Origin of the sequence: Streptomyces spectabilis (assembly GCF_008704795.1) — a bacterium.
Lineage (GTDB): Bacteria > Actinomycetota > Actinomycetes > Streptomycetales > Streptomycetaceae > Streptomyces > Streptomyces spectabilis.
Map to the genome: position 1 here is coordinate 6,200,671 of NZ_CP023690.1, position 19,339 is coordinate 6,220,009.

Annotated in this window: 20 protein-coding genes; 13 read left to right on the forward strand and 7 right to left on the reverse strand. The window is 72.5% G+C overall.

What is annotated here, in order from left to right; all coding sequences use genetic code 11:
• Positions 1 to 467 precede the first annotated feature (467 nt).
• The 4 genes from CP982_RS27330 (at position 468) to CP982_RS27345 (ending at position 3,683) form a co-directional block, all read left to right on the forward strand.
• Positions 468 to 1,061 (forward strand): suppressor of fused domain protein, encoded by a 594-nt coding sequence (locus CP982_RS27330; RefSeq protein ID WP_150512898.1) that lies wholly within the window; start codon positions 468 to 470, stop codon positions 1,059 to 1,061.
• 216 nt (positions 1,062 to 1,277) lie between these two features.
• A complete protein-coding gene (locus CP982_RS27335) occupies positions 1,278 to 1,919 on the forward strand; it encodes a DUF6758 family protein (protein ID WP_150512899.1) in 642 nt (213 codons plus the stop codon).
• A gap of 170 nt (positions 1,920 to 2,089) precedes the next feature.
• The gene (locus CP982_RS27340) at positions 2,090 to 2,965 is read left to right on the forward strand and encodes a PHP domain-containing protein (RefSeq protein WP_150512900.1); all 876 of its coding nucleotides are present in this window, start codon (positions 2,090 to 2,092) and stop codon (positions 2,963 to 2,965) included.
• A gap of 115 nt (positions 2,966 to 3,080) precedes the next feature.
• A complete protein-coding gene (locus CP982_RS27345; protein ID WP_150512901.1) occupies positions 3,081 to 3,683 on the forward strand; it encodes a MarC family protein in 603 nt (200 codons plus the stop codon).
• Positions 3,684 to 3,786: 103 nt separating this feature from the next.
• Here the strand turns inward: CP982_RS27345 and CP982_RS41865 are convergent, their stop codons facing one another.
• Entirely contained in the window at positions 3,787 to 3,939 is a 153-nt protein-coding gene (locus CP982_RS41865) for a hypothetical protein (RefSeq protein WP_138961645.1), read from the reverse strand.
• Positions 3,940 to 4,153: 214 nt separating this feature from the next.
• Between CP982_RS41865 and CP982_RS27350 the strand changes: the two genes are divergently transcribed.
• Positions 4,154 to 5,068: an NYN domain-containing protein gene (locus tag CP982_RS27350; RefSeq protein WP_184925221.1), complete on the forward strand. Its 915-nt coding sequence runs from the start codon at positions 4,154 to 4,156 to the stop codon at positions 5,066 to 5,068.
• Between the two features lie 19 nt (positions 5,069 to 5,087).
• On the opposite strand, the gene CP982_RS27355 is transcribed toward CP982_RS27350, so the two are convergent.
• Entirely contained in the window at positions 5,088 to 5,981 is an 894-nt protein-coding gene (locus tag CP982_RS27355) for an alpha/beta fold hydrolase (RefSeq protein ID WP_150512902.1), read from the reverse strand.
• A 118-nt stretch (positions 5,982 to 6,099) separates the two neighbouring features.
• Positions 6,100 to 7,572, reverse strand: coding sequence for a DEAD/DEAH box helicase (locus tag CP982_RS27360; RefSeq protein WP_260422935.1), 1,473 nt, complete (start codon positions 7,570 to 7,572; stop codon positions 6,100 to 6,102).
• Between the two features lie 531 nt (positions 7,573 to 8,103).
• Between CP982_RS27360 and CP982_RS27365 the strand changes: the two genes are divergently transcribed.
• Entirely contained in the window at positions 8,104 to 8,868 is a 765-nt protein-coding gene (locus tag CP982_RS27365; RefSeq protein WP_221515163.1) for a ferritin-like fold-containing protein, read from the forward strand.
• 48 nt (positions 8,869 to 8,916) lie between these two features.
• Here the strand turns inward: CP982_RS27365 and CP982_RS27370 are convergent, their stop codons facing one another.
• The 4 genes from CP982_RS27370 to CP982_RS27385 all read right to left on the reverse strand — a co-directional run bounded on the left by CP982_RS27370 (position 8,917) and on the right by CP982_RS27385 (position 10,884).
• Complete coding sequence (locus CP982_RS27370; RefSeq protein WP_150512904.1) at positions 8,917 to 9,186, reverse strand: hypothetical protein; 270 nt, start codon at positions 9,184 to 9,186, stop codon at positions 8,917 to 8,919.
• A gap of 288 nt (positions 9,187 to 9,474) precedes the next feature.
• On the reverse strand, positions 9,475 to 9,702 hold the full coding sequence (locus CP982_RS27375; protein ID WP_138961648.1) for a DUF3107 domain-containing protein: 228 nt from the start codon (positions 9,700 to 9,702) through the stop codon (positions 9,475 to 9,477).
• Positions 9,703 to 9,856: 154 nt separating this feature from the next.
• Positions 9,857 to 10,498, reverse strand: a complete 642-nt coding sequence (locus tag CP982_RS27380) for a TetR/AcrR family transcriptional regulator (protein WP_144320788.1) — start codon at positions 10,496 to 10,498, stop codon at positions 9,857 to 9,859.
• 167 nt (positions 10,499 to 10,665) lie between these two features.
• Positions 10,666 to 10,884, reverse strand: coding sequence for a hypothetical protein (locus tag CP982_RS27385; protein ID WP_150512905.1), 219 nt, complete (start codon positions 10,882 to 10,884; stop codon positions 10,666 to 10,668).
• A gap of 215 nt (positions 10,885 to 11,099) precedes the next feature.
• Here CP982_RS27385 and CP982_RS27390 point away from each other — a divergent pair, with 215 nt between their 5' ends.
• From CP982_RS27390 to CP982_RS27415, 7 genes are all read left to right on the forward strand, one after another.
• The gene (locus CP982_RS27390) at positions 11,100 to 12,137 is read left to right on the forward strand and encodes an alpha/beta fold hydrolase (RefSeq protein WP_150512906.1); all 1,038 of its coding nucleotides are present in this window, start codon (positions 11,100 to 11,102) and stop codon (positions 12,135 to 12,137) included.
• Positions 12,138 to 12,145: 8 nt separating this feature from the next.
• The gene (locus CP982_RS27395) at positions 12,146 to 13,543 is read left to right on the forward strand and encodes a DUF3152 domain-containing protein (protein WP_150512907.1); all 1,398 of its coding nucleotides are present in this window, start codon (positions 12,146 to 12,148) and stop codon (positions 13,541 to 13,543) included.
• A gap of 67 nt (positions 13,544 to 13,610) precedes the next feature.
• Positions 13,611 to 13,703 carry an Ms4533A family Cys-rich leader peptide gene (locus tag CP982_RS43140; protein ID WP_311775232.1) on the forward strand — a complete coding sequence of 31 codons (93 nt, stop codon included), beginning with the start codon at positions 13,611 to 13,613 and terminating at the stop codon, positions 13,701 to 13,703.
• 214 nt (positions 13,704 to 13,917) lie between these two features.
• Entirely contained in the window at positions 13,918 to 15,642 is a 1,725-nt protein-coding gene (locus CP982_RS27400; protein WP_150512908.1) for an ABC transporter substrate-binding protein, read from the forward strand.
• 21 nt (positions 15,643 to 15,663) lie between these two features.
• Complete coding sequence (locus tag CP982_RS27405) at positions 15,664 to 16,668, forward strand: ABC transporter permease (protein ID WP_150512909.1); 1,005 nt, start codon at positions 15,664 to 15,666, stop codon at positions 16,666 to 16,668.
• Complete coding sequence (locus tag CP982_RS27410) at positions 16,665 to 17,672, forward strand: ABC transporter permease (RefSeq protein WP_150512910.1); 1,008 nt, start codon at positions 16,665 to 16,667, stop codon at positions 17,670 to 17,672. Before CP982_RS27405 ends, CP982_RS27410 begins: the two co-directional genes overlap by 4 nt.
• Positions 17,669 to 19,306, forward strand: a complete 1,638-nt coding sequence (locus CP982_RS27415; RefSeq protein WP_150512911.1) for a dipeptide ABC transporter ATP-binding protein — start codon at positions 17,669 to 17,671, stop codon at positions 19,304 to 19,306. The genes CP982_RS27410 and CP982_RS27415 overlap by 4 nt, the downstream gene beginning before the upstream one ends.
• Positions 19,307 to 19,339 lie beyond the last annotated feature (33 nt).

Sequence of the window (19,339 nt, forward strand, 5' to 3'; positions counted from 1 at the left end):
GAACTACCCGGAATGGGGACGTCCGGCTGTGCTGGGGAGGCACGTCCACAAAGCGGGGAGCACCGCACCGTCGCGGTGGCAGCAACGCTACTGATGCAGATCAGGTGAAACGCGGTGCTCTTCCGTCATGCGGGGCACGGGCCGGGTAGGGCCGGGTGGTTCGTGGAGTGCCGGGCGCACGGCCGCCGCAGCGTCGTTGCTGCGGGAAGTCAGCGGGCGGAAGAGCGAGTGGTACTGCACGGTCGACTTCGATCCACTGCAGCCCCACCTCCTCCGGCCGGTCCCCCGTAGGGGAGTTCCCAGGCGCACGCGGGCGCCGTCCGTCGAGTTCGGGCCCGAGGGCCCTGAGGTCCGGGCTTGAGAGCGACGCTTCTGCGTGCCGCCCGGGCCAGCTGCCAACAGTATCAGCCGACCGGTCCGTCAAACCCCCACCTTTACCCATCACTGACGAGTTCTATGCTCACCGCATGGCTGATGTTCTTGCTCTGGTCGAGGCCCGGTTGCGCGAAGCCCTGGGGGAGCCCGACGCCCGCGCGTCGGTGACGTTCCTCGGCACGGACCGCGTCGAGGTCCTGCGCTTTCCGGCCGAAAACCGGGGCCGGGCCGTGCGGTACGCGACCCTCGGGATGTCCGCCCAGCCGATGTCCGATCCGACGGCCGTGCTCGCCGACCCGGTGAAGGGCCCCCGCGCGGAGCTGGTCCTCTCCGTCAAGGGCGGCGTCGCCGACACCGACAAGGTGCTCAGGCCGCTGGCCGTGCTCGCCGCGTCGCCGCAGGTCGAAGGGCTCGTGGTGGCCCCCGGCAGCTCGCTGGACGTGGGGGAGCCGCTGTGGCCGGGCGCGCCCTTCACCTCGGTGCTCGTCGCCGAGCCCGGCGGCCTGGTGGCGGACCTGGACCTGGACGAGCCGATGGAGCCCGTACGGTTCCTGCCGCTGCTCCCGATGACGCCGAACGAGGCGGCCTGGAAGCGGGTGCACGGCGCGCAGGCCCTCCAGGAGCGCTGGCTGAACAAGGGCACGGACCTGCGCGACCCGCTGCGCGCGGGCGTGGCCCTCGACTAGTACGCCAGAAGGACGGGGCGCGGGCTCACGCGTCCGGACCGGATGCGTGCCTCGCACCGCATCCGGCGCGTACGCGGCCCTGGACCGAAGGCGTACGCGCGCCCGTGGGCGCTGCTCCGTCCCCGGCCCGGCTGTCGGCCCCGGCGCCGGGCGGCCGCACTCCGGACGGGTGATCGTCCTTGACGCGGCGTCCACCGGGGAGGACCGTGGGGCGCTATGAGGGGCGAACCCAGTTGCCCGAAGTGTGGTGGCCGGGTCAGGGCTCCCGGCCTCTTTGCCGACTCCTGGCAGTGTGACGTGCACGGGACCGTGCATCCGCTGCAGCCCGTGATCCCGCCCAGCGTCGAGGCCCTCAGCGTCGTGGTGCACCGCGCGCAGGTGCCGGTGTGGATGCCCTGGCCACTGCCCGTCGGCTGGCTCTTCACCGGCGTGGCCTGCGCGGGCGACGACCGCGGCGGCGGCCGGGCGACCGCGGTGGCCTGCTCGGGGCCCGCCCCGCTCGGCGGCGTCGGCGAACTCATCCTGGTCGCCGAGGAGTTGGGCATCGGCCTCGGCGCGCGCTACGCGGGCATCGACGGCCCCGACCCCGGCCCCGGCATGAACGTGGGCAAGCCGCCCGCCGCCAAGGTCCTCGCGGCCGGGCGCCCGACGCCCATGTGGCACGTGTCCGGCACCCCGGAGGACCGCGCCGTCTTCGCGGGCGAGGCGTGCGGCCTGTGGCTGTGGGCGATCGCGTGGCCGGAGCAGTCGGGGCTCCTGATGTACGACGAGCTGGTGCTCACGGACCTGCGGGACGCGGGGGCCGAGGTCGAGCTGCTGCCGTGCGGGGCGCTGTCGCCGCGGCTGCTGACGCCGTAGCCCTCGCGGACGCGCCCGCTGCCCCGCTGCCCTCTAGCCTCACGGCCTCGCCGTCGCGCCGGATTCGCCGAGCGCGCTCCGCGCGGGCGCGAACACCTGGCCGGTCGCCCCCGATGCGGCCGTTATCCTTGATGCGTCCCTTGTCCGCCCCGAACAGCGTGGAGTCTCGCGTGCGCATCGATCTGCACACCCACTCCACCGCTTCCGACGGCACGGACACCCCCGCCGAGCTCGTGCGCAACGCCGCCGCCGCGGGGCTCGACGTCGTCGCCCTGACCGACCACGACACCACGCGCGGCCACGCCGAGGCCGTCGCCGCGCTGCCGCCGGGCCTGACCCTCGTCACCGGGGCCGAGCTGTCCTGCCGCCTCGACGGCGTGGGCCTGCACATGCTGGCGTACCTCTTCGACCCGGACGAGCCGGAGCTGGCCCGCGCGCGCGAGCTGGTGCGCGACGACCGGGTGCCGCGCGCGCGGACGATGGTCCGCAAGCTCCAGGAGCTCGGCGTCCCGGTGACCTGGGAGCAGGTCGCGCGGATCGCGGGCGACGGCTCCGTGGGCCGCCCGCACGTCGCCGAGGCCCTCGTGGAGCTCGGCGTCGTCGCCGGCGTCTCGGACGCGTTCACGCCCGAGTGGCTCGCGGACGGCGGGCGCGCGCACGCGGAGAAGACCGAGCTCGACCCCTTCGAGGCGATCCGCCTGGTCAAGGCCGCGGGCGGCGTCACCGTCTTCGCGCACCCGGCCGCCGCCCAGCGCGGCAAGGTCGTCCCGGAGTCCGCGATAGCCGAGCTGGCCGCGGCCGGTCTCGACGGCATCGAGGTCGACCACCCCGAGCAGCTGGCGTACGCCCCCGAGGCGGGCCCGCGGCTCCGCGGCCTCGCCGCCGACCTCGGCCTGCTCGTGACCGGCTCCAGTGACTACCACGGCAGCCGCAAGACCGTCTCGCTCGGTGAGTACACCACCGACCCCGAGATCTACGGCGAGATCACGCGCCGCGCCACCGGGGCGTTCCCGGTTCCGGGCGCGGGCGGAGACCTGCCCGCCTAGCGGGCGCTCCACCGTCCGCCGCGCCCCGTCCGGGGCCGCGCGCCACCCGCGCCCGCGCGCGGGCGCCGCCGCCTCACCTCCCTCACCTCGTACGACTCTCTGCAAGGCCATCACCGTGTTCGACGTCGCCGTTTTCGGATCTCTCTTCCTCACCCTTTTTGTCATCATGGATCCCCCTGGGATCACGCCGATCTTCCTCGCCCTGACCTCGGGCCGCCCCGCCAAGGTGCAGAAGAAGATGGCCTTCCAGGCCGTCTGCGTGGCCTTCGGGGTCATCGCCGTGTTCGGCGTCGTCGGCCAGCAGATCCTCGACTATCTGCACGTGTCGACGCAGGCGCTGATGATCGCGGGCGGGCTGCTCCTGCTGCTCGTCGCGCTCGACCTGCTCACCGGCAAGACCGACGAGCCCAAACAGACCAAGGACGTGAACGTCGCGCTCGTGCCGCTCGGCATGCCGCTGCTCGCCGGGCCCGGCGCGATCGTCCAGGTGATCCTGGCCGTCCAGCACGCCAGTGCCGCGGAGCAGGTCTCGGTCTGGGCGGCGATCCTCGCCATCCACGTGGTGCTGTTCCTCGCGATGCGCTTCTCGCTGCTGATCATCCGGGTCATCAAGGACGGCGGCGTGGTCCTGGTGACGCGTCTCGCGGGCATGATGCTGTCGGCCATCGCGGTGCAGCAGATCGTCAACGGCGTCACCCAGATCATCCGGGGCGGCTGACGCCCCGCGCACCCCGCGCACCCACGAACAGAGCCCTGTACGTCACCGGCGTGATCCGGTGTCGTACAGGGCTCTGGAGCGTGATGGGTGGGGACGTGCGGCGTTACGAGGCCGTGGTGTCGGCCGGGCGGATGTAGAGGCGCTGGCCGATGGCGGCCGCCTGCTGCACGATCCGGTTGACGGAGGCGGCGTCCACGACGGTGGTGTCCACAGCGGTGCCGTCGACGTCGTCGAGTCGCATGATTTCGAAGCGCATGGGCTTCTCCCTTCGTCTGGTGATCCTCCTGAGGAGAACTTCGGTTACGTACGGTTCCAACGAGTTTCCCGCCTCAAACATTCCCTACGCTAAGGAAATTTTTTGAGAGGCTAATGAACGCCGTGTTGCCGCCCCGTTTCGCGGCCGGTTGTGTTCGTTGCGTAACTAGCACTGGTTGTGCCCCCTGTGTGACGGACGCGACAATGTGTTCCGTATGGACACGGACGAGACCCTCCACGAGACCGGCGAGGTCAACGCCTTACTGGTGCGCGCCAACGGGCTGCTCGAGCGCATGCTCGCCGAGGTGGCGAAGACCCCGTCGACGCACGCGATCTTCGTCGACGCCGGCTATCTGTACGCCGCCGCGGGGCGCCTCGCCGTGGGCACCGAGGACCGGCGCGCCTTCGACCTGGACGCGGAAGGGCTCATCGACGCGCTCATCGACAAGGCACGCACGATCTTCGCCGACAGCAGGCTGCTGCGCGTGTACTGGTACGACGGCGCCCGGCGGCGCATCCACACCACCGAGCAGCAGTCCATCGCCGAACTGCCCGACGTCAAGGTGCGGCTCGGCAACCTCAACGCCAACAACCAGCAAAAGGGCGTCGACTCGCTGATCCGCAGCGATCTGGAGTCCCTGGCCCGGCACCGGGCCATCAGCGACGCCGCGCTCATCGGCGGCGACGAGGACCTGGTGTCGGCGGTCGAGGCGGCGCAGGGGTACGGCGCGCGCGTCCACCTGTGGGGCATCGAGGCCCCCGACGGGCGCAACCAGGCGGAGCCGCTGCTGTGGGAGGTCGACAGCCAGCGCACGTTCGACGCCGACTTCTTCAAGCCGTACATCACACGCCGTTCCCCCCTGCCCTACGAGGGCGCGGTGGCGGCCTCCCGGCCCTCGCGGGACGACGTGCGCTTCGTCGGCGCGCAGATCTCCGCGAAGTGGCTGTCGGCACGGGGCCGCGAGGCCCTCGTGGGCCTGCTGCCCGGCCACCCCTATCTGCCCGGCTCGGTCGACCAGGAGCTCCTCGTCGAGGCGGAGCGGCTGCTCGACTACTCGCTGCGGGGCCAGTCCGACCTGCGCCGCGTGCTGCGGGACGGCTTCTGGGAGCACCTGCAGAAGTGCTACTGAGGCCCTGACCCGCCCGGGCTCAGCGCGTCCCGTCCCAGAAGGAGACGAGGGCGGCGGCGGTCGCTTCCGGACGGTCGGTGTTGGGGGAGTGGTCGGCGCCGGTGACGACCGTGCGGTGCGCCCCGAGGCGCCGGGCCATGTCGTCCAGGAGCGGCACCGGCCAGGTGTCGTCGTGCTCGCCGGACAGCACGTGCACCGGGAGCTCAAGGGCGGCGAGCTCGGCCACGCGGTCCGGCTCGACGCACAGCTGCTTGCCGGTGGCGATCAGCTGGGCCGGGTTGTTGCGCAGCCAGCGGGCGCGCAGGGCGCCGTTGTCCGCGCCGCCGTCCACCTCGGCGTCCTCCGGCGGGTCCATGGCCCGCATCGCCTCCCACACCGCCGCCATCGAATGCGTCGCTAGGGCGTCCGTGAGCAGGGTGGCGCGGGTGCGCTGGGACGGCGCGATGCGGCCGGGGCCCGACGACATGAGCGTGAGCGAGGCGAAGGTGCCGGTGGGCGCGAGCAGCGCGGCCCTGCGGGCGATCAGACCGCCGAGGGAGTGGCCGACGAGGTGCGGGGGGCCGGCCGCCGGGCCGTCGAGCGCGTCGGCCTGAGCGAGCGCGTCGCGCGCCAACTCGCCCAGGGCGTAGGCGGATTCGTCGTCAGGCCCCGCGGACTCGTACTGCCCGCGCCCGTCCACGGCCACGGCGCGGTAGCCCGCGGCGGCCAGCGGCCGGAGCAGCGCGATGAAGTCCTCCTTGCTGCCGGTGAACCCGGGCAGGAGCAGCGCCACCCCCTTGACCTCGCTGACCTCGCCGGCCTCGCCGGTCGGGCGGGCGGGCGCGGCGTCCAGTACGGCGAACGCCCCGCGCGCGGTCTCCAGCACGCGCGCGCGGGTGCCCGGGGGCGGACTGAAGGTGGGGGGCCGACTCATGCCCCGTACGTTAACCGGTGCCCGGCACACGGACGCCGCGCCCACCCGTCCACGCCCTGCGGGGCGGTCGCCCACAGGGGGCGGGGACGGATGGGCGCGGCGTCGGTGTGCCTACTGCCTACTGCTCCGCGGTCTCGGAGGACTTGCCCGAGCGGGTGCGGCGGCGGCGACGCGGCGTGCGCGCGGCCGACTCCTCCGCGGCGGCGGGCGCGGCGGCCGGGGCCTCGGCAGGCTGCGCCTCGGTGCCCGCGGCGGTCTCCGCGGCACCGGACACCGGGGCTCCCGCCCGGGTGCGGCGACGCCTGCGCGGCGTACGGTCCGGGCGCTCGGCGGCGGGCTCCTCCGCGGCCGCGGTGCGGGAGCGGCCACGGGACCGGCCCTTGGCGCCGCCGCGGGCGGACGTCTCGCCGAGGTCCTCGATCTCCTCGGCGTCGAGCCCCGCCCGGGTGCGCTCGGCGCGCGGCAGGACACCCTTGGTGCCGGCGGGGATGTTCATCTCCTCGTACAGGTGCGGGGAGCTGGAGTACGTCTCGACCGGGTCGTTGAAGTCCAGCTCGAGCGCCTTGTTGATCAGCTGCCAGCGCGGGATGTCGTCCCAGTCGACGAGTGTGATCGCGATGCCCTTGGCGCCCGCGCGGCCGGTGCGGCCGATGCGGTGCAGATACGTCTTCTCGTCCTCGGGGGACTGGTAGTTGATGACGTGCGTGACGCCCTCGACGTCGATGCCGCGGGCGGCGACGTCGGTGCAGACGAGCACGTCGACCTTGCCGTTGCGGAAGGCGCGCAGGGCCTGCTCGCGGGCGCCCTGGCCGAGGTCGCCGTGGACCGCGCCGGAGGCGAAGCCGCGCCGCTCCAGCTGCTCGGCGATGTCCGCGGCCGTGCGCTTCGTACGGCAGAAGATCATGGCCAGGCCGCGGCCGTCGGCCTGCAGGATGCGGGACACCATCTCGGGCTTGTCCATGGAGTGCGCGCGGTACACGTGCTGCGCGATGTTCGCGACGGTCGCGCCCTGGTCGTCCGGCGCGGTGGCGCGGATGTGCGTGGGCTGCGACATGTAGCGGCGGGCGAGGCCGATGACGGCGCCCGGCATGGTCGCGGAGAAGAGCATCGTCTGGCGCTTCGCGGGAAGCATGTTGATGATCTTCTCGACGTCGGGCAGGAAGCCCAGGTCGAGCATCTCGTCGGCCTCGTCGAGGACGAGGCACTTGACGTGCTTCAGGTTCAGCTTGCGCTGTCCGGCGAGGTCGAGCAGGCGGCCGGGGGTGCCGACGACCACGTCGACGCCCTTCTTCAGGGCCTCGACCTGGGGCTCGTAGGCACGGCCGCCGTATATGGCGAGGACGCGGACGTTGCGCGCCTTGCCGGCGGTCAGCAGGTCGTTGGTGACCTGGGTGCACAGCTCGCGGGTGGGGACGACGACGAGCGCCTGCGGGGCCTGCGTGAGGTCGTCGGGCGTGCCGCGGCCCGCCTCGACGTCGGCGGGGACGACGACGCGCTCGAGGAGCGGAAGGCCGAAGCCGAGCGTCTTGCCGGTGCCGGTCTTGGCCTGGCCGATGACGTCGGTGCCGGAGAGCGCGACGGGGAGCGTCATCTCCTGGATGGGGAAGGGGTTCACGATGCCGACGGCCTCAAGGGCCTCGGCTGTCTCGGGAAGGATCCCGAGATCCCGGAAAGTGGTAGTCAGGGCTATGCCTCTTCTGTGAGACGCGGCGCGAGGCGAACGCTGGGGGTCGTGACCGTGTCGGGGACTGTCGGCCGCCTGTGGAACGAACCGGGCGGGCCAGGTGGCACGGGACCACTGCCGACGCTCGAGCGCTCACACCGCTGAGGGTCCCTCCGCATGCCGTACGCACGATGCGCACTGCCCTGGAGGGCTGTCTGGTCGGAGCCGATCGGGCCACCGACCGGGCATCCTCATTCATACGGCCCGTCGAATATTCGGCGGGCGCATTACCACTGTACCCCGGAATCTCGCATGAGTGTCCGGCGATTTGTGTCACCCGTCGCGCACCGGCGCTCCCGCGCGCCTGTCATGCGCCCCCCTCGGCGGCCGTACGTCGTTGTCGTCACAGTGGCTGACCAGGGCCTTACGCCACCGGACGGGCGGGCTATTGTGCGCTTCATGGAGACGCCTGACAACGCAGCTCAGCCCGGACACGACGCAGCCGACGCCGGGGCCGCCGAGACCCCCACCGGGGTGGCCGCCCAGGACTGGGCGAAAGCTTCCGCCGACCCGCAGTACCGCGCCGCGGTCGTGGACCTCCTCGGCGCGCTCGCCTACGGCGAGCTCGCGGCGTTCGAGCGCCTCGCGGAGGACGCCAAGCTGGCGCCGACGCTCGCCGACAAGGCGGAGCTGGCGAAGATGGCGTCCGCCGAGTTCCACCACTTCGAGCAGTTGCGGGACCGGCTCGCGGCGGTCGGCGCGGAGCCGACCGAGGCCATGGATCCCTTCGTCGCCGCGCTCGACGGCTTCCACCGGCAGACGGCGCCGTCCGACTGGCTGGAGGGCCTGGTCAAGGCCTACGTCGGCGACTCCATCGCCAGTGACTTCTACCGCGAGGTGGCGGCCCGGCTCGACGGCGACACGCGCCGGCTCGTCCTGGGCGTCCTCGACGACACCGGGCACGCGAGCTTCGCCGTGGAGAAGGTGCGCGCCGCGATCGAGGCGGACCCGCGCGTCGGCGGGCGGCTCGCGCTGTGGGCCCGACGGCTGATGGGCGAGGCGCTCTCGCAGTCGCAGCGGGTGGTGGCCGACCGGGACGCCCTGTCGACGATGCTGGTCGGCGGTGTCGCGGACGGGTTCGACCTCGCGGAGGTCGGGCGGATGTTCTCGCGGATCACCGAGGCGCACACCAAGCGGATGGCCGCACTCGGCCTGGCGGCCTGAGTCGAGGGCCCGGCCCGCGGGCCGGGCCCCGGGCCGTGCTCCGGAGGCCTACGCCGTGACCTGACGGCGGCGCAGGCGGCGGTCAGGGCGGAGCAGCAGGGACAGCAGCGCGGCCGAGACGATCAGGGCGCCTGCCAGCGTCATGGGGGAGCTGCCGGGGCCGAGCGCCGTGTGCGCGATGAACGCGCCCATGAGCGCCCCGCCCACTCCGGTCGCGAGGACGAGCGTGCGGGACGGCAGCCGGTGGGCGAGCCGGTGGGCCGTCGCCCAGGCGAGGGCCAGGCCGAGAAGTGCGGAGCCGAGCGCTTCCAGGATCACGGTGGGGGTCCCTCCCTCGTGGTCGGGTGCGGATCGTGGCCGATCGCGTACGGATCATGCCGATCGTTTGCGGATCATGCCGATCGCGTACGGATCATGGGGGCAAAACGGTCGTAGCCGGTTCTACCCCGGCGGTCGGAACGCAACCCTCCACCCCATTCATGTCCGGAACGCACCGAGGATCCCCGTACACCGGGTGAACAGCGGGTGAACACGCGAGAGCGGCCCGGTGGTCGAACCACCGGGCCGCTCTTCGTGCGCGCCGCGCGGGCGCGCGCCGTCCGCGTGCTACAGGGTGCCGAAGCCCACCTTGCGCTGGGCCGGCTCGCCGATCTCCACGTACGCGAGGCGGTCGGCGGGGACCAGGACCTTGCGGCCGTGGTCGTCCGTCAGGCTCAGCAGCGGGGCCTTGCCCGTCAGGGCCTCGGAGACCGCGCTCTCGACCTCCTCGGCGCTCTGACCGCTCTCCAGAACGATCTCGCGCGGCGCGTGCTGCACGCCGATCTTGACCTCCACGCTTTGTCCCTCCGACGGTCAGTGATGTGCGCGGCCGCCCGCGCCGTACCTGCACAGATTAGCCCGGTGAAGCGACGCCGACGGCTCCGGCCGCGCACGCCAGGAGCGAACACGTACCGGGAAGAAACGCGGGACGGAGAACCGGCCCGTGTGCTCAGTGGCCCTCGGAGCCGTGCAGCGGGAAGCCCGCGATGCCGCGCCAGGCGAGCGAGGTGAGCAGCTGCACCGCCTTCTCGCGCGGGACGCCGCCGTCGCTGTGCAGCCAGGAGCGTGCGACGACCTGGGCGAGGCCGCCGAGCCCGGAGGCGAGCAGCATCGACTCGGCCTCGGGCAGGCCGGTGTCCTCCGCGATGACCTCGCAGATCGCCTCGGCGCACTGGAGCGTGACCTTGTCGACGCGCTCGCGGACCGCGGGCTCGTTGGTCAGGTCCGACTCGAAGACGAGCCGGAAGGCGCCGCCGTCGTCCTCCACGTACCCGAAGTAGGCGTCCATCGTCGCCGCGACGCGCTGCTTGTTGTCGTTCGTCGAGGCCAGGGCCGCGCGCACCGCCTGCAGCAGGTTGTCGCAGTGCTGGTCGAGCAGCGCCAGGTAGAGGTCGAGCTTGCCGGGGAAGTGCTGGTAGAGCACCGGCTTGCTGACACCCGCCCGCTCGGCGATGTCGTCCATCGCCGCCGCGTGGTACCCCTGGGCGACGAAGACCTCCTGGGCCGCGCCGAGGAGTTGGTTGCGTCGGGCACGGCGCGGCAGGCGAGTGCCCCGCGGGCGTGCCGCCTCTGTCTGCTCGATGGCTGTCACGCCGCCTCCCAGAATCGTCCTTAGTTGCGGTGTGCGCCGCGCCGCCATCGTACTTTTCGGTAACTGTGATGTGCGCGGTGCGAGCGCAGAATTTCACGGACCCCGTACCCATGGAAGCGGTGCGTAGCAGGGCAAACACGGGCAGCCGCGCGGGTGCGCGCCTTTGCTCAGCGGTAGTCGTCCTCGTCCAGGTCGACCACGCGGGCCTGCTCGGCGACGTCGGCCACGTTGGCGGCGCCGGGGTCGACGTCCTCCAGGGAGCCGTCGTGCTGCGGCGCGAGCTCGGTGTGCTGCTCGGCGGCGTCGGCCTCGGGCGTCTCCTCGTCCAAGTCGCCCGCGGTCTCCTCGACCTCGAACGTGTCCGGGTCGGTCGGGTCAACGCTCATGATGGGGACTCCCTCGGATCTCTTGCCGGTGTCTGGGCGGGTGCCCTGATTCGCGCGCCTCTTCCCGGCGAGTTCCCTCTTCCCCCAGGGAACACCCGATCGGGGCGCCACGCGATCTTTTGCCGGGTGCCCGCGTGATCTGTTACGCGATCCAAACCGCACCTGTGACCCCGAACACGCGATCCAACGCGTGATCGTCTCGTAACATTGCCCGCATGTCTTCGACCGAGTTGCCGGACGTGCTCGCCGCCACCGTCGCCCCCAAGCCGGGTGCCGTCGGTGTCGTGGAGGGCGAGCGCATGGACTCGGTCACGCTGCCCGGCATGACGCTCTCGGTGCGCACCCGGCCCGCGGCGGACACGGGTCTGCCGCCCGCGCTGTACGTGCACGGGCTCGGCGGCTCCTCGCAGAACTGGTCGGCGCTGATGCCGCTGCTCCAGGACGTCATGGACGGCGAGGCCCTCGACCTGCCGGGCTTCGGCGACTCGCCGCCCCCGGACGACGGGGACTACTCGGTCACCGGGCACGCGCGCGCGGTCATCCGCTTCCTGGAGGCGCGCGGGCGCGGCCCCGTCCACTTGGTGGGCAATTCCCTGGGCGGCGCCGTCACCACCCGCGTCGCCGCGGTCCGGCCCGACCTCGTGCGCACCCTCACCCTGGTCTCGCCCGCCCTGCCCGAGCTGCGGGTGCAGCGCACCGCCGTGCCCACGGGACTGCTCGCGCTGCCCGGTGTGGCCGCCCTGTTCACCCGGCTGACCAAGGAGTGGACGCCGGAGATGCGGGTGCGCGGCGTCATGGAGCTCTGTTACGGCGATCCGGCCAAGGTCTCGCCGGACGCGTTCGCGGCGGCCGTGCGCGAGATGGAGCGCCGCCTCGCGCGCCCCTACTTCTGGGACGCCATGGCCCGCTCGGCCCGCGGCATCGTGAACGCGTACACGCTCGGCGGCCAGCACGGCCTGTGGCGGCAGGCCGAGCGGGTGCTCGCGCCGACGCTGCTCGTGTACGGCGGCCGGGACCAGCTCGTGTCGTACCGCATGGCGCACAAGGCCGCGGCGGCCTTCCGCGACTCGCGGCTGCTGACGCTTACCGAGGCCGGGCACGTGGCGATGATGGAGTTTCCGGACGCGGTGGCCGCCGGGATCCGCGAACTCGTGGCTGACGCCGGTGAGTTGAGGGATCCTCGTGCGGTGCGCAAGGGCGGCGGCGTGAGCGACGACCGCCGCGATCCGGGTACGTCGGGTACGAGGAGCTGACACGCCGCGTGGGACGCCATAGCCGCCGGGACCCGGCCGACAACACAGACACCAGCAGCACCTCCGGCATACCCGAGTCCCGGACGGCACCGTCCGGGACGGGCAGCGGCCGCCGTCGGCGCGGTGACACGCCCGCGCACGGGACGCCCCGGGTGACGCCGCCGCAGGGAACGCCCGCGCACGGGACGCCCCGGGTGACGCCGCCGCAGGGAACGCCCCCGCACGGCGTGCCGCAGGCCACCCCGCCGCACGGCACCCCGCGGGTGCGCGGCGGCCACCCCGAGCAGCGCGAGCCCGGCGGCGGCTGGGGCACGGTCGGCTCCGCGGCGCCGCGGACCGGGTCCGGCGCGGCGCGGCCGCCCCGGACGCCGGGACCGAGACGGGAGGATGTCGCGGCCTTCGACGCCCTCGGTGCCCCGGACGGCTTCGAGGGCGTGGATGTGCTCGCGGCGGGCGCCACCCCTGTGCGGCCGCCCGCGCCCCGCGATCCGTACGCGTCCGTCACCGCCTGGGAGACCGACGCCGGTGACGACGGCGACGGCACGGGCGGCGGCTCCCCGGCCCCCGCCGCCGCTGGCGGGACCCCGGCGGGCGGGCGGCTCAGCAGCCGCACCGTCATCGGCGCCGCCGCCGCGACCGTCACCCTGGCCCTCGCCATCGTCGTGGCCGCGCAGGTCACCGACGACGCCAAGGGCTCCGGCTCCGACACCCGGGCCGCCGACCACGACGCGGGCGACGCCCGGGACGCCCGCGGCTCCGCCTCGCGCTCGGACAACCGGCCCGCGCCGTCCGACAAGCCGACCCCGGAGTCGTACGAGACGAAGATGGGCAAGAAGTACCCGCTGGACGCGAAGCTCGCGGCGTCCGGGGACTTCGAGGTGATGCCCGGATTCGACCGGGCGCCCGGCAAGGGGCAGAAGTTCCGGTACCGCGTCGACGTCGAGAAGGGCATGGGCCTGGACGGCGCCCTGTTCGCGCAGGCCGTGCAGAAGACCCTGAACGACGAGCGGAGCTGGGCGCACGGCGGGGCCCGCGCCTTCGAGCGGATCTCCTCCGGGAAGCCGGACTTCGTCATCACCCTGGCGAGCCCGGTGACCACCGCGAAGTGGTGCGCGAAGTCCGGCCTCGAAACGCTCAAGCAGAACGTGTCCTGTGACTCGGCCTCTACCGAACGCATCATGATCAACGCCTATCGGTGGGCCCAGGGTGCCAAGACCTACGGCGACCGCATCCACCCCTACCGGCAGATGCTGATCAACCACGAGGTCGGCCACCGGCTCGGCCACGGCCATGTGGACTGCCAGCGGGACGGCGAACTCGCGCCCGTCATGCAGCAGCAGACCAAGTTCCTCGACCACGACGGCATCCACTGCAAGCCCAACCCCTGGGTGTTTCCCAAGGAGTGAGACGGTGCGGCTCAGAGAGTGAGACGTCGCGTTGACATTCCACGCGGCATCGTCCATATTTCTCCGCATGTCGACCCGTCACGCCTCCCCGAGCGCCGCCCTTGAGCTGGCGCTGTTCGGCGTGACCGCGCTCTGCGTGGCCGATATTCACTGTCGCTGACGCCCGCCCCCGGCGAGTGCGTCGCGCTTCTCCTTCCTTCACCGCGTTTCCGTGCCCCATGCCCCCTGTGCGTGTGGCGCGTTCTGTACGCGGTCCACGATGTGGCCAGGTGTCCGCATCCTGGACAGACGGTCTTGACGTACGTGCCCGGGGCGGGCTCCCGCGCTTCCCCCCGCTCCCTCTTTTTCTCTTCAGCTTTCCGAGAGGCACTCCGATGCGTCTGCGTCGTCAGAAGTCCGTCATATCCCGCCGCGTGGCAGCGGCATCCGCCACCCTGGTCGTCCTGGCCGCGGGCGCCGCCGCCTGCGGACCTGAGGACGGCAACGACGCCGGGGGCGACGGCAAGGCCAAGAAGGGCGGCACGCTCACCGTCCTCAACCGCGAACCGCAGAAGACCTTCGACCCGGCCCGTCTGTACACCTCCGGCGGCGGCAACGTGCCGAGCCTCGTCTTCCGCACCCTGACCACCCGCAACCGAGAGGACGGGGCCGAGGGCGCGAAGGTCGTACCGGACCTCGCCGAGAGCCTCGGCAAGCCGAGCAAGAACGCCACGGTGTGGACGTACACCCTGAAGAAGGGCCTCAAGTTCGAGGACGGCACGCCGATCACGACGAAGGACATCAAGTACGGCATCGAGCGCTCCTTCGCGGCCGAGCTGTCCGGCGGCGCGCCCTTCCTGCGGGACTGGCTCATCGGCGGCGACAAGTACCAGGGCCCCTACAAGGACAAGAAGGGCCTGGACTCGGTCGAGACGCCGGACGACCGCACCATCGTCTTCCACCTGAACAAGCCCGTCGGCGATTTCGACTACGTGGCGACCCAGACGTCGTTCGCGCCCGTACCGAAGGCCAAGGACAAGGGCACCAAGTACGAGGAGCACCCGATCTCCTCGGGCCCGTACCAGGTCGTCAAGAACACGAACGGCGGCGAGCGGCTCCAGCTGGAGCGCAACCCGCACTGGTCGCAGAAGACCGACGCCGAGCGCAAGGCCTACCCGGACAAGATCGACGTCCGCTCCGGCTTCAACTCCTCCGTCATCAACCAGCGCCTCTCCGCGAGCCAGGGCGCCGACGCCGCCGCCGTCACCACCGACACCAACCTCGGCCCCGCCGAGCTCGCCAAGGTCACCGGTGACAAGAAGCTCGCCGCGCAGGTCGGCACCGGCCACTTCGGCTACACCAACTACCTGGCCTTCAACCCGAAGAAGAAGCCCTTCGACAACCCGAAGGTCCGCCAGGCCGTCGCCTACGCCGTCGACCGCTCCTCGGTCATCAACGCCGCGGGCGGCTCCTCGCTCGCCGAGCCGGCCACCACCTTCCTGCCCGACCAGGAGTCCTTCGGCTACCAGAAGTTCGACCACTTCCCGGCGGGCGACAGCGGCAACCCGAAGAAGGCCAAGGAACTGCTGAAGGAGGCCGGCTACAAGGACGGCCTGACCATCACCCTCACCCATTCCAACGCCAAGAACTTCGAGACCAGCCCGGAGATCGCCACCGCCCTCCAGGACGCCCTGAAGAAGGCCGGGATCACCGTCAAGCTCCAGGGCCTGGAGGACAACGACTACGAGGACAAGGTCCACGACGCCAAGGACGAGCCGGGCCTCTTCCTCGCCCACTGGGGCGCCGACTGGCCCTCCGGCGGCCCGTTCCTTTCGCCCATCTTCGACGGCCGCCAGATTGTCAATGATGGATACAACTTCAACTCGTCCTTCTTGAACGACAAGTCGGTCAATGCGGAGATTGACGCGATCAACAAGTTGACCGACCACGACGCGGCCGCCAAGAGGTGGGGCGCTCTGGACAAGAAGATCGGCGAGAAGGCCGTCAACGTGCCGCTGTTCCACCCGGTCTACAAGCGCCTGTACGGCAAGGACGTCAAGAACGTCGTGATCAGCGACTGGACCGGCGTCCTGGACATCTCCCAGGTCGCGGTCAAGTAGGGACCGCCAGGTAGATCCGTCATGAGTGAGGCCCTGTTGGCCTCGGAGAGCGGGGGAGCGGACGCCGCCACGGCGTCCGCTCCCGGCTCCTCCGGAGCCCGTCAGTTCTGGCGACGCCTGCGCACGCAGCGCGCCGCCCTCGTCGCGGGCGCGATCGTCGCCCTGCTCGTCCTGGTCGCGCTCGCCGCGCCCCTGCTCACCGCCCTGGAGGGCCAGGACCCCACCACGTACCACCCGGAGCTCATCGACTCCGCGCGCGGCGGCGTGCCGGTCGGCTCCTTCGGCGGCATGAGCGCCGAGCACTGGCTCGGCGTCGAACCGCAGACCGGCCGCGACCTGTTCGCGCGCCTGGTCTACGGGGCCCGGGTCTCCCTCGGCGTCGCGCTGATCGCGACGGTGCTCCAGGTCGCGCTCGGCATCGGCGTCGGGCTCGCCAGCGGCCTCGGCAACCGCTGGCTCGACCTCGCCCTCAGCCGCGCCACCGACGTCCTGGTGGCGCTGCCCGTGATGGTCCTCGCGCTCGGGCTCCTCGCCGTCGTGCCGACCGGCTTCCCGCGCCCCGTGCTCGTCGCGCTCGTCGTCGGCATCGTGGGCTGGGGCGGCATGGCGAAGATCGTGCGCGCGCAGACCATCTCGCTCAAGGCGCTCGACCACGTCGCCGCGGCCCGCCTGAGCGGCTGGGGCGGGGCGAGCGTCGCGCGCCGCGAGCTGCTGCCCGCGCTCGCCGCGCCCGTCATCACGTACTCCGCGCTGCTCGTCCCCACCAACATCACCGTCGAGGCGGCCCTGTCCTTCCTCGGCGTCGGCGTCAAGCCGCCCACCGCGTCCTGGGGCCAGATGCTCACCTCCGCCGACGTCTGGTACCAGGCGGCACCGCAGTACCTGCTGCTGCCCGCGGGCACCCTGTTCGTCACCGTGCTCGCGCTGACCGTCCTCGGCGACGGCGTCCGCACCGCCCTCGACCCGCGCGCGGCCTCCCGCCTCCGGGTGGGCACGAAGCGCGGCAGGAAGGGGGCGGCGTCATGAGCCTCGGCTCCGGATTCACCGGCTTCGTCGCGCGCCGCGCCGTCGGCGCCGCCGTCACCCTCTTCGCCCTGTCCGTCGTCATCTACGCCGTCTTCTACGTCGCCCCCGGCGACGTCGCGCAGATCACCTGCGGCCCGCGCTGCTCGCCCGCCCAGGTCCAGCAGGTCGCCGAGCAGCTCAAGCTCGACGACCCGCTGTACACGCGCTACTTCGAGTTCCTGCGCGGCGTCTTCGTCGGCCACGACTACTCCACCGGCACCGCGGTGCTGCACTGCGACGCGCCCTGCCTCGGCCTGTCGTACCAGACCGACCAGCAGGTCACCGATCTGATCCTGAACAAGGTTCCGGTCACGGGGTCGCTCGCGATCGGCGCGATGGTCCTGTGGCTGATCCTCGGCGTCGGCACCGGCGTCGTGTCCGCGTGGCGGCGCGGCCGCCCCACCGAGCGCGTCCTGACCGCCGTCACGCTCGCGGGCACGGCAACCCCCGTGTTCGTCATCGGGCTTCTCCTGATGATCCTGGTCTGCGGCCAGCTCCAGTGGCTGCCGTTCCCGCAGTACGTGCCGTTCACCGAGGACCCGCAGCAGTGGGCGTGGAACCTGCTCCTGCCCTGGGTGTCGCTCGCCCTCATCGAGTCCGCCAAGTACGCGCGCCTGACCCGGTCCGCGATGCTGGAGACGCTCGCCGAGGACCATGTGCGCACCTTCCGCGCGTACGGGATCAGCGAGCGCTCCCTCGTGGGGCGGCACGCCCTGCGCGGCGCCCTCGCGCCCGTGATCGCGCTGAGCGCCAACGACTTCGGGACCATGTTCGGCGGCGCCCTGCTCACCGAGACGCTGTTCGGCCTGCCCGGGCTCGGCCGCGAACTCGTGCACGCCGTCCGGGTCGTCGACCTGCCGGTGGTCGTCGGCATGGTCCTCGTCACCGGCTTCTTCGTGGTCCTCGCCAACGCCGTCGCGGACGTCCTGTACGCGGTGGCCGACCGACGGGTGGTGCTCGCATGAGCCTCGACGATCACCTCGTGCACGTGGACGGCCTGAGCGTCGACTTCGGCGACGTGCGCGCCGTGGACGAGGTCTCCTTCACACTGGCGCGCGGCGCCGCCCTCGCCCTCGTCGGCGAGTCCGGCTCCGGCAAGTCGACCGTCGCCTCCGCGCTGCTCGGCCTGCACCGGGACACCGGGGCGCGGGTCACCGGCGCCGTGCGCGTCGGCGGCGTCGACGTCACCGGGGCCACGGACCGCGAACTGCGGCGGCTGCGCGGCGGGGTCGCCGCGATGGTCTTCCAGGACCCGCTGTCCTCGCTCGACCCGTACTACGCGGTCGGCGACCAGATCGCCGAGGTGTACCGCCACCACTCCGGGGCCTCGCGCCGCGCCGCACGCGCGCGTGCCGTCGACGTCCTCGGCCGGGTCGGCATCGCGGACGCCGCGCGCCGGGCGCGCTCGCGTCCGCACGAGTTCAGCGGCGGCATGCGCCAGCGCGCCCTGATCGCCATGGCCCTCGCCTGCGAGCCCGACCTGCTCGTCGCCGACGAGCCGACCACGGCCCTGGACGTGACGGTGCAGGCGCAGATCCTCGATCTGCTGCACGTGCTGCGCGCGGAGACCGGCATGGGCCTGCTCCTGGTCACCCACGACGTGGGCGTGGCCGCCGGGAGCGTCGACGACGTGCTCGTCATGCGGCACGGGCGCGTCGTGGAGCGCGGCGGCGTCACCGACGTCCTCGCGGCGCCCCAGGAGGCGTACACCAAGCAGCTCCTGAGCGCCGTGCCGCGCGTCGACGCCGTCCGCGACGAGCGCTCCGGCGAGCTCGGCGACGTCGTCGTCGAGGCGAAGGGATTGCGGCGCGAGTTCGGGCGCGGCAAGGGCGCCTTCGTCGCCGTCGACGACGTGTCGCTGACCGTGCGGCGCGGCGAGACCCTCGGCGTCGTCGGCGAGAGCGGCAGCGGCAAGACGACCCTCGGCCGGATGCTCGTGGGGCTCCTGGAGCCCACCGCCGGGCGGCTGAGGCACGCCGGTGCCGAGCAGCGGGGCACGGGGGCCGTCCCCGGCGTGCAGATGGTGTTCCAGGACCCCGTCTCCTCGCTCAATCCGCGCCGCTCGGTGGGCGAGTCGATCGCCGATCCGCTGCGCGCCCGCGGCGACCGCGACGAGGCCGCGATCCGCGCCCGCGTACGGGATCTGATGGAGCGCGTCGGGCTCGACCCGGCGCACTACGACCGCTATCCGCACGAGTTCAGCGGCGGCCAGCGCCAGCGCGTCGGCATCGCGCGGGCGCTCGCCGCCGAGCCCCGGCTCATCGTCTGCGACGAGCCCGTCTCGGCGCTCGACGTGACCACCCAGGCCCAGGTCACCGCGCTGCTCGCGGAGCTGCAGCGGGAACTGGGGCTCGCGCTCGTCTTCGTCGCGCACGACCTCGCGGTGGTGCGCCAGGTCAGCGACCGGGTGGCGGTGATGCGGCGCGGCCGGATCGTCGAGTACGGCTCCGTGGACGAGGTCTACGACTCGCCCCGGGACCCGTACACGAAGGACCTGCTCGCCGCCGTGCCCGCCCTCGACCCCGCGCTCGCCGCCGAGCGGCGCGCGGCCCGTCTCTCCCGGCCCCCGTCGGCCCCGGAGGAATTGGCCGTGGCATGACTGCGCGTGAGCGAGGGGGTCTCCCACGAGCCC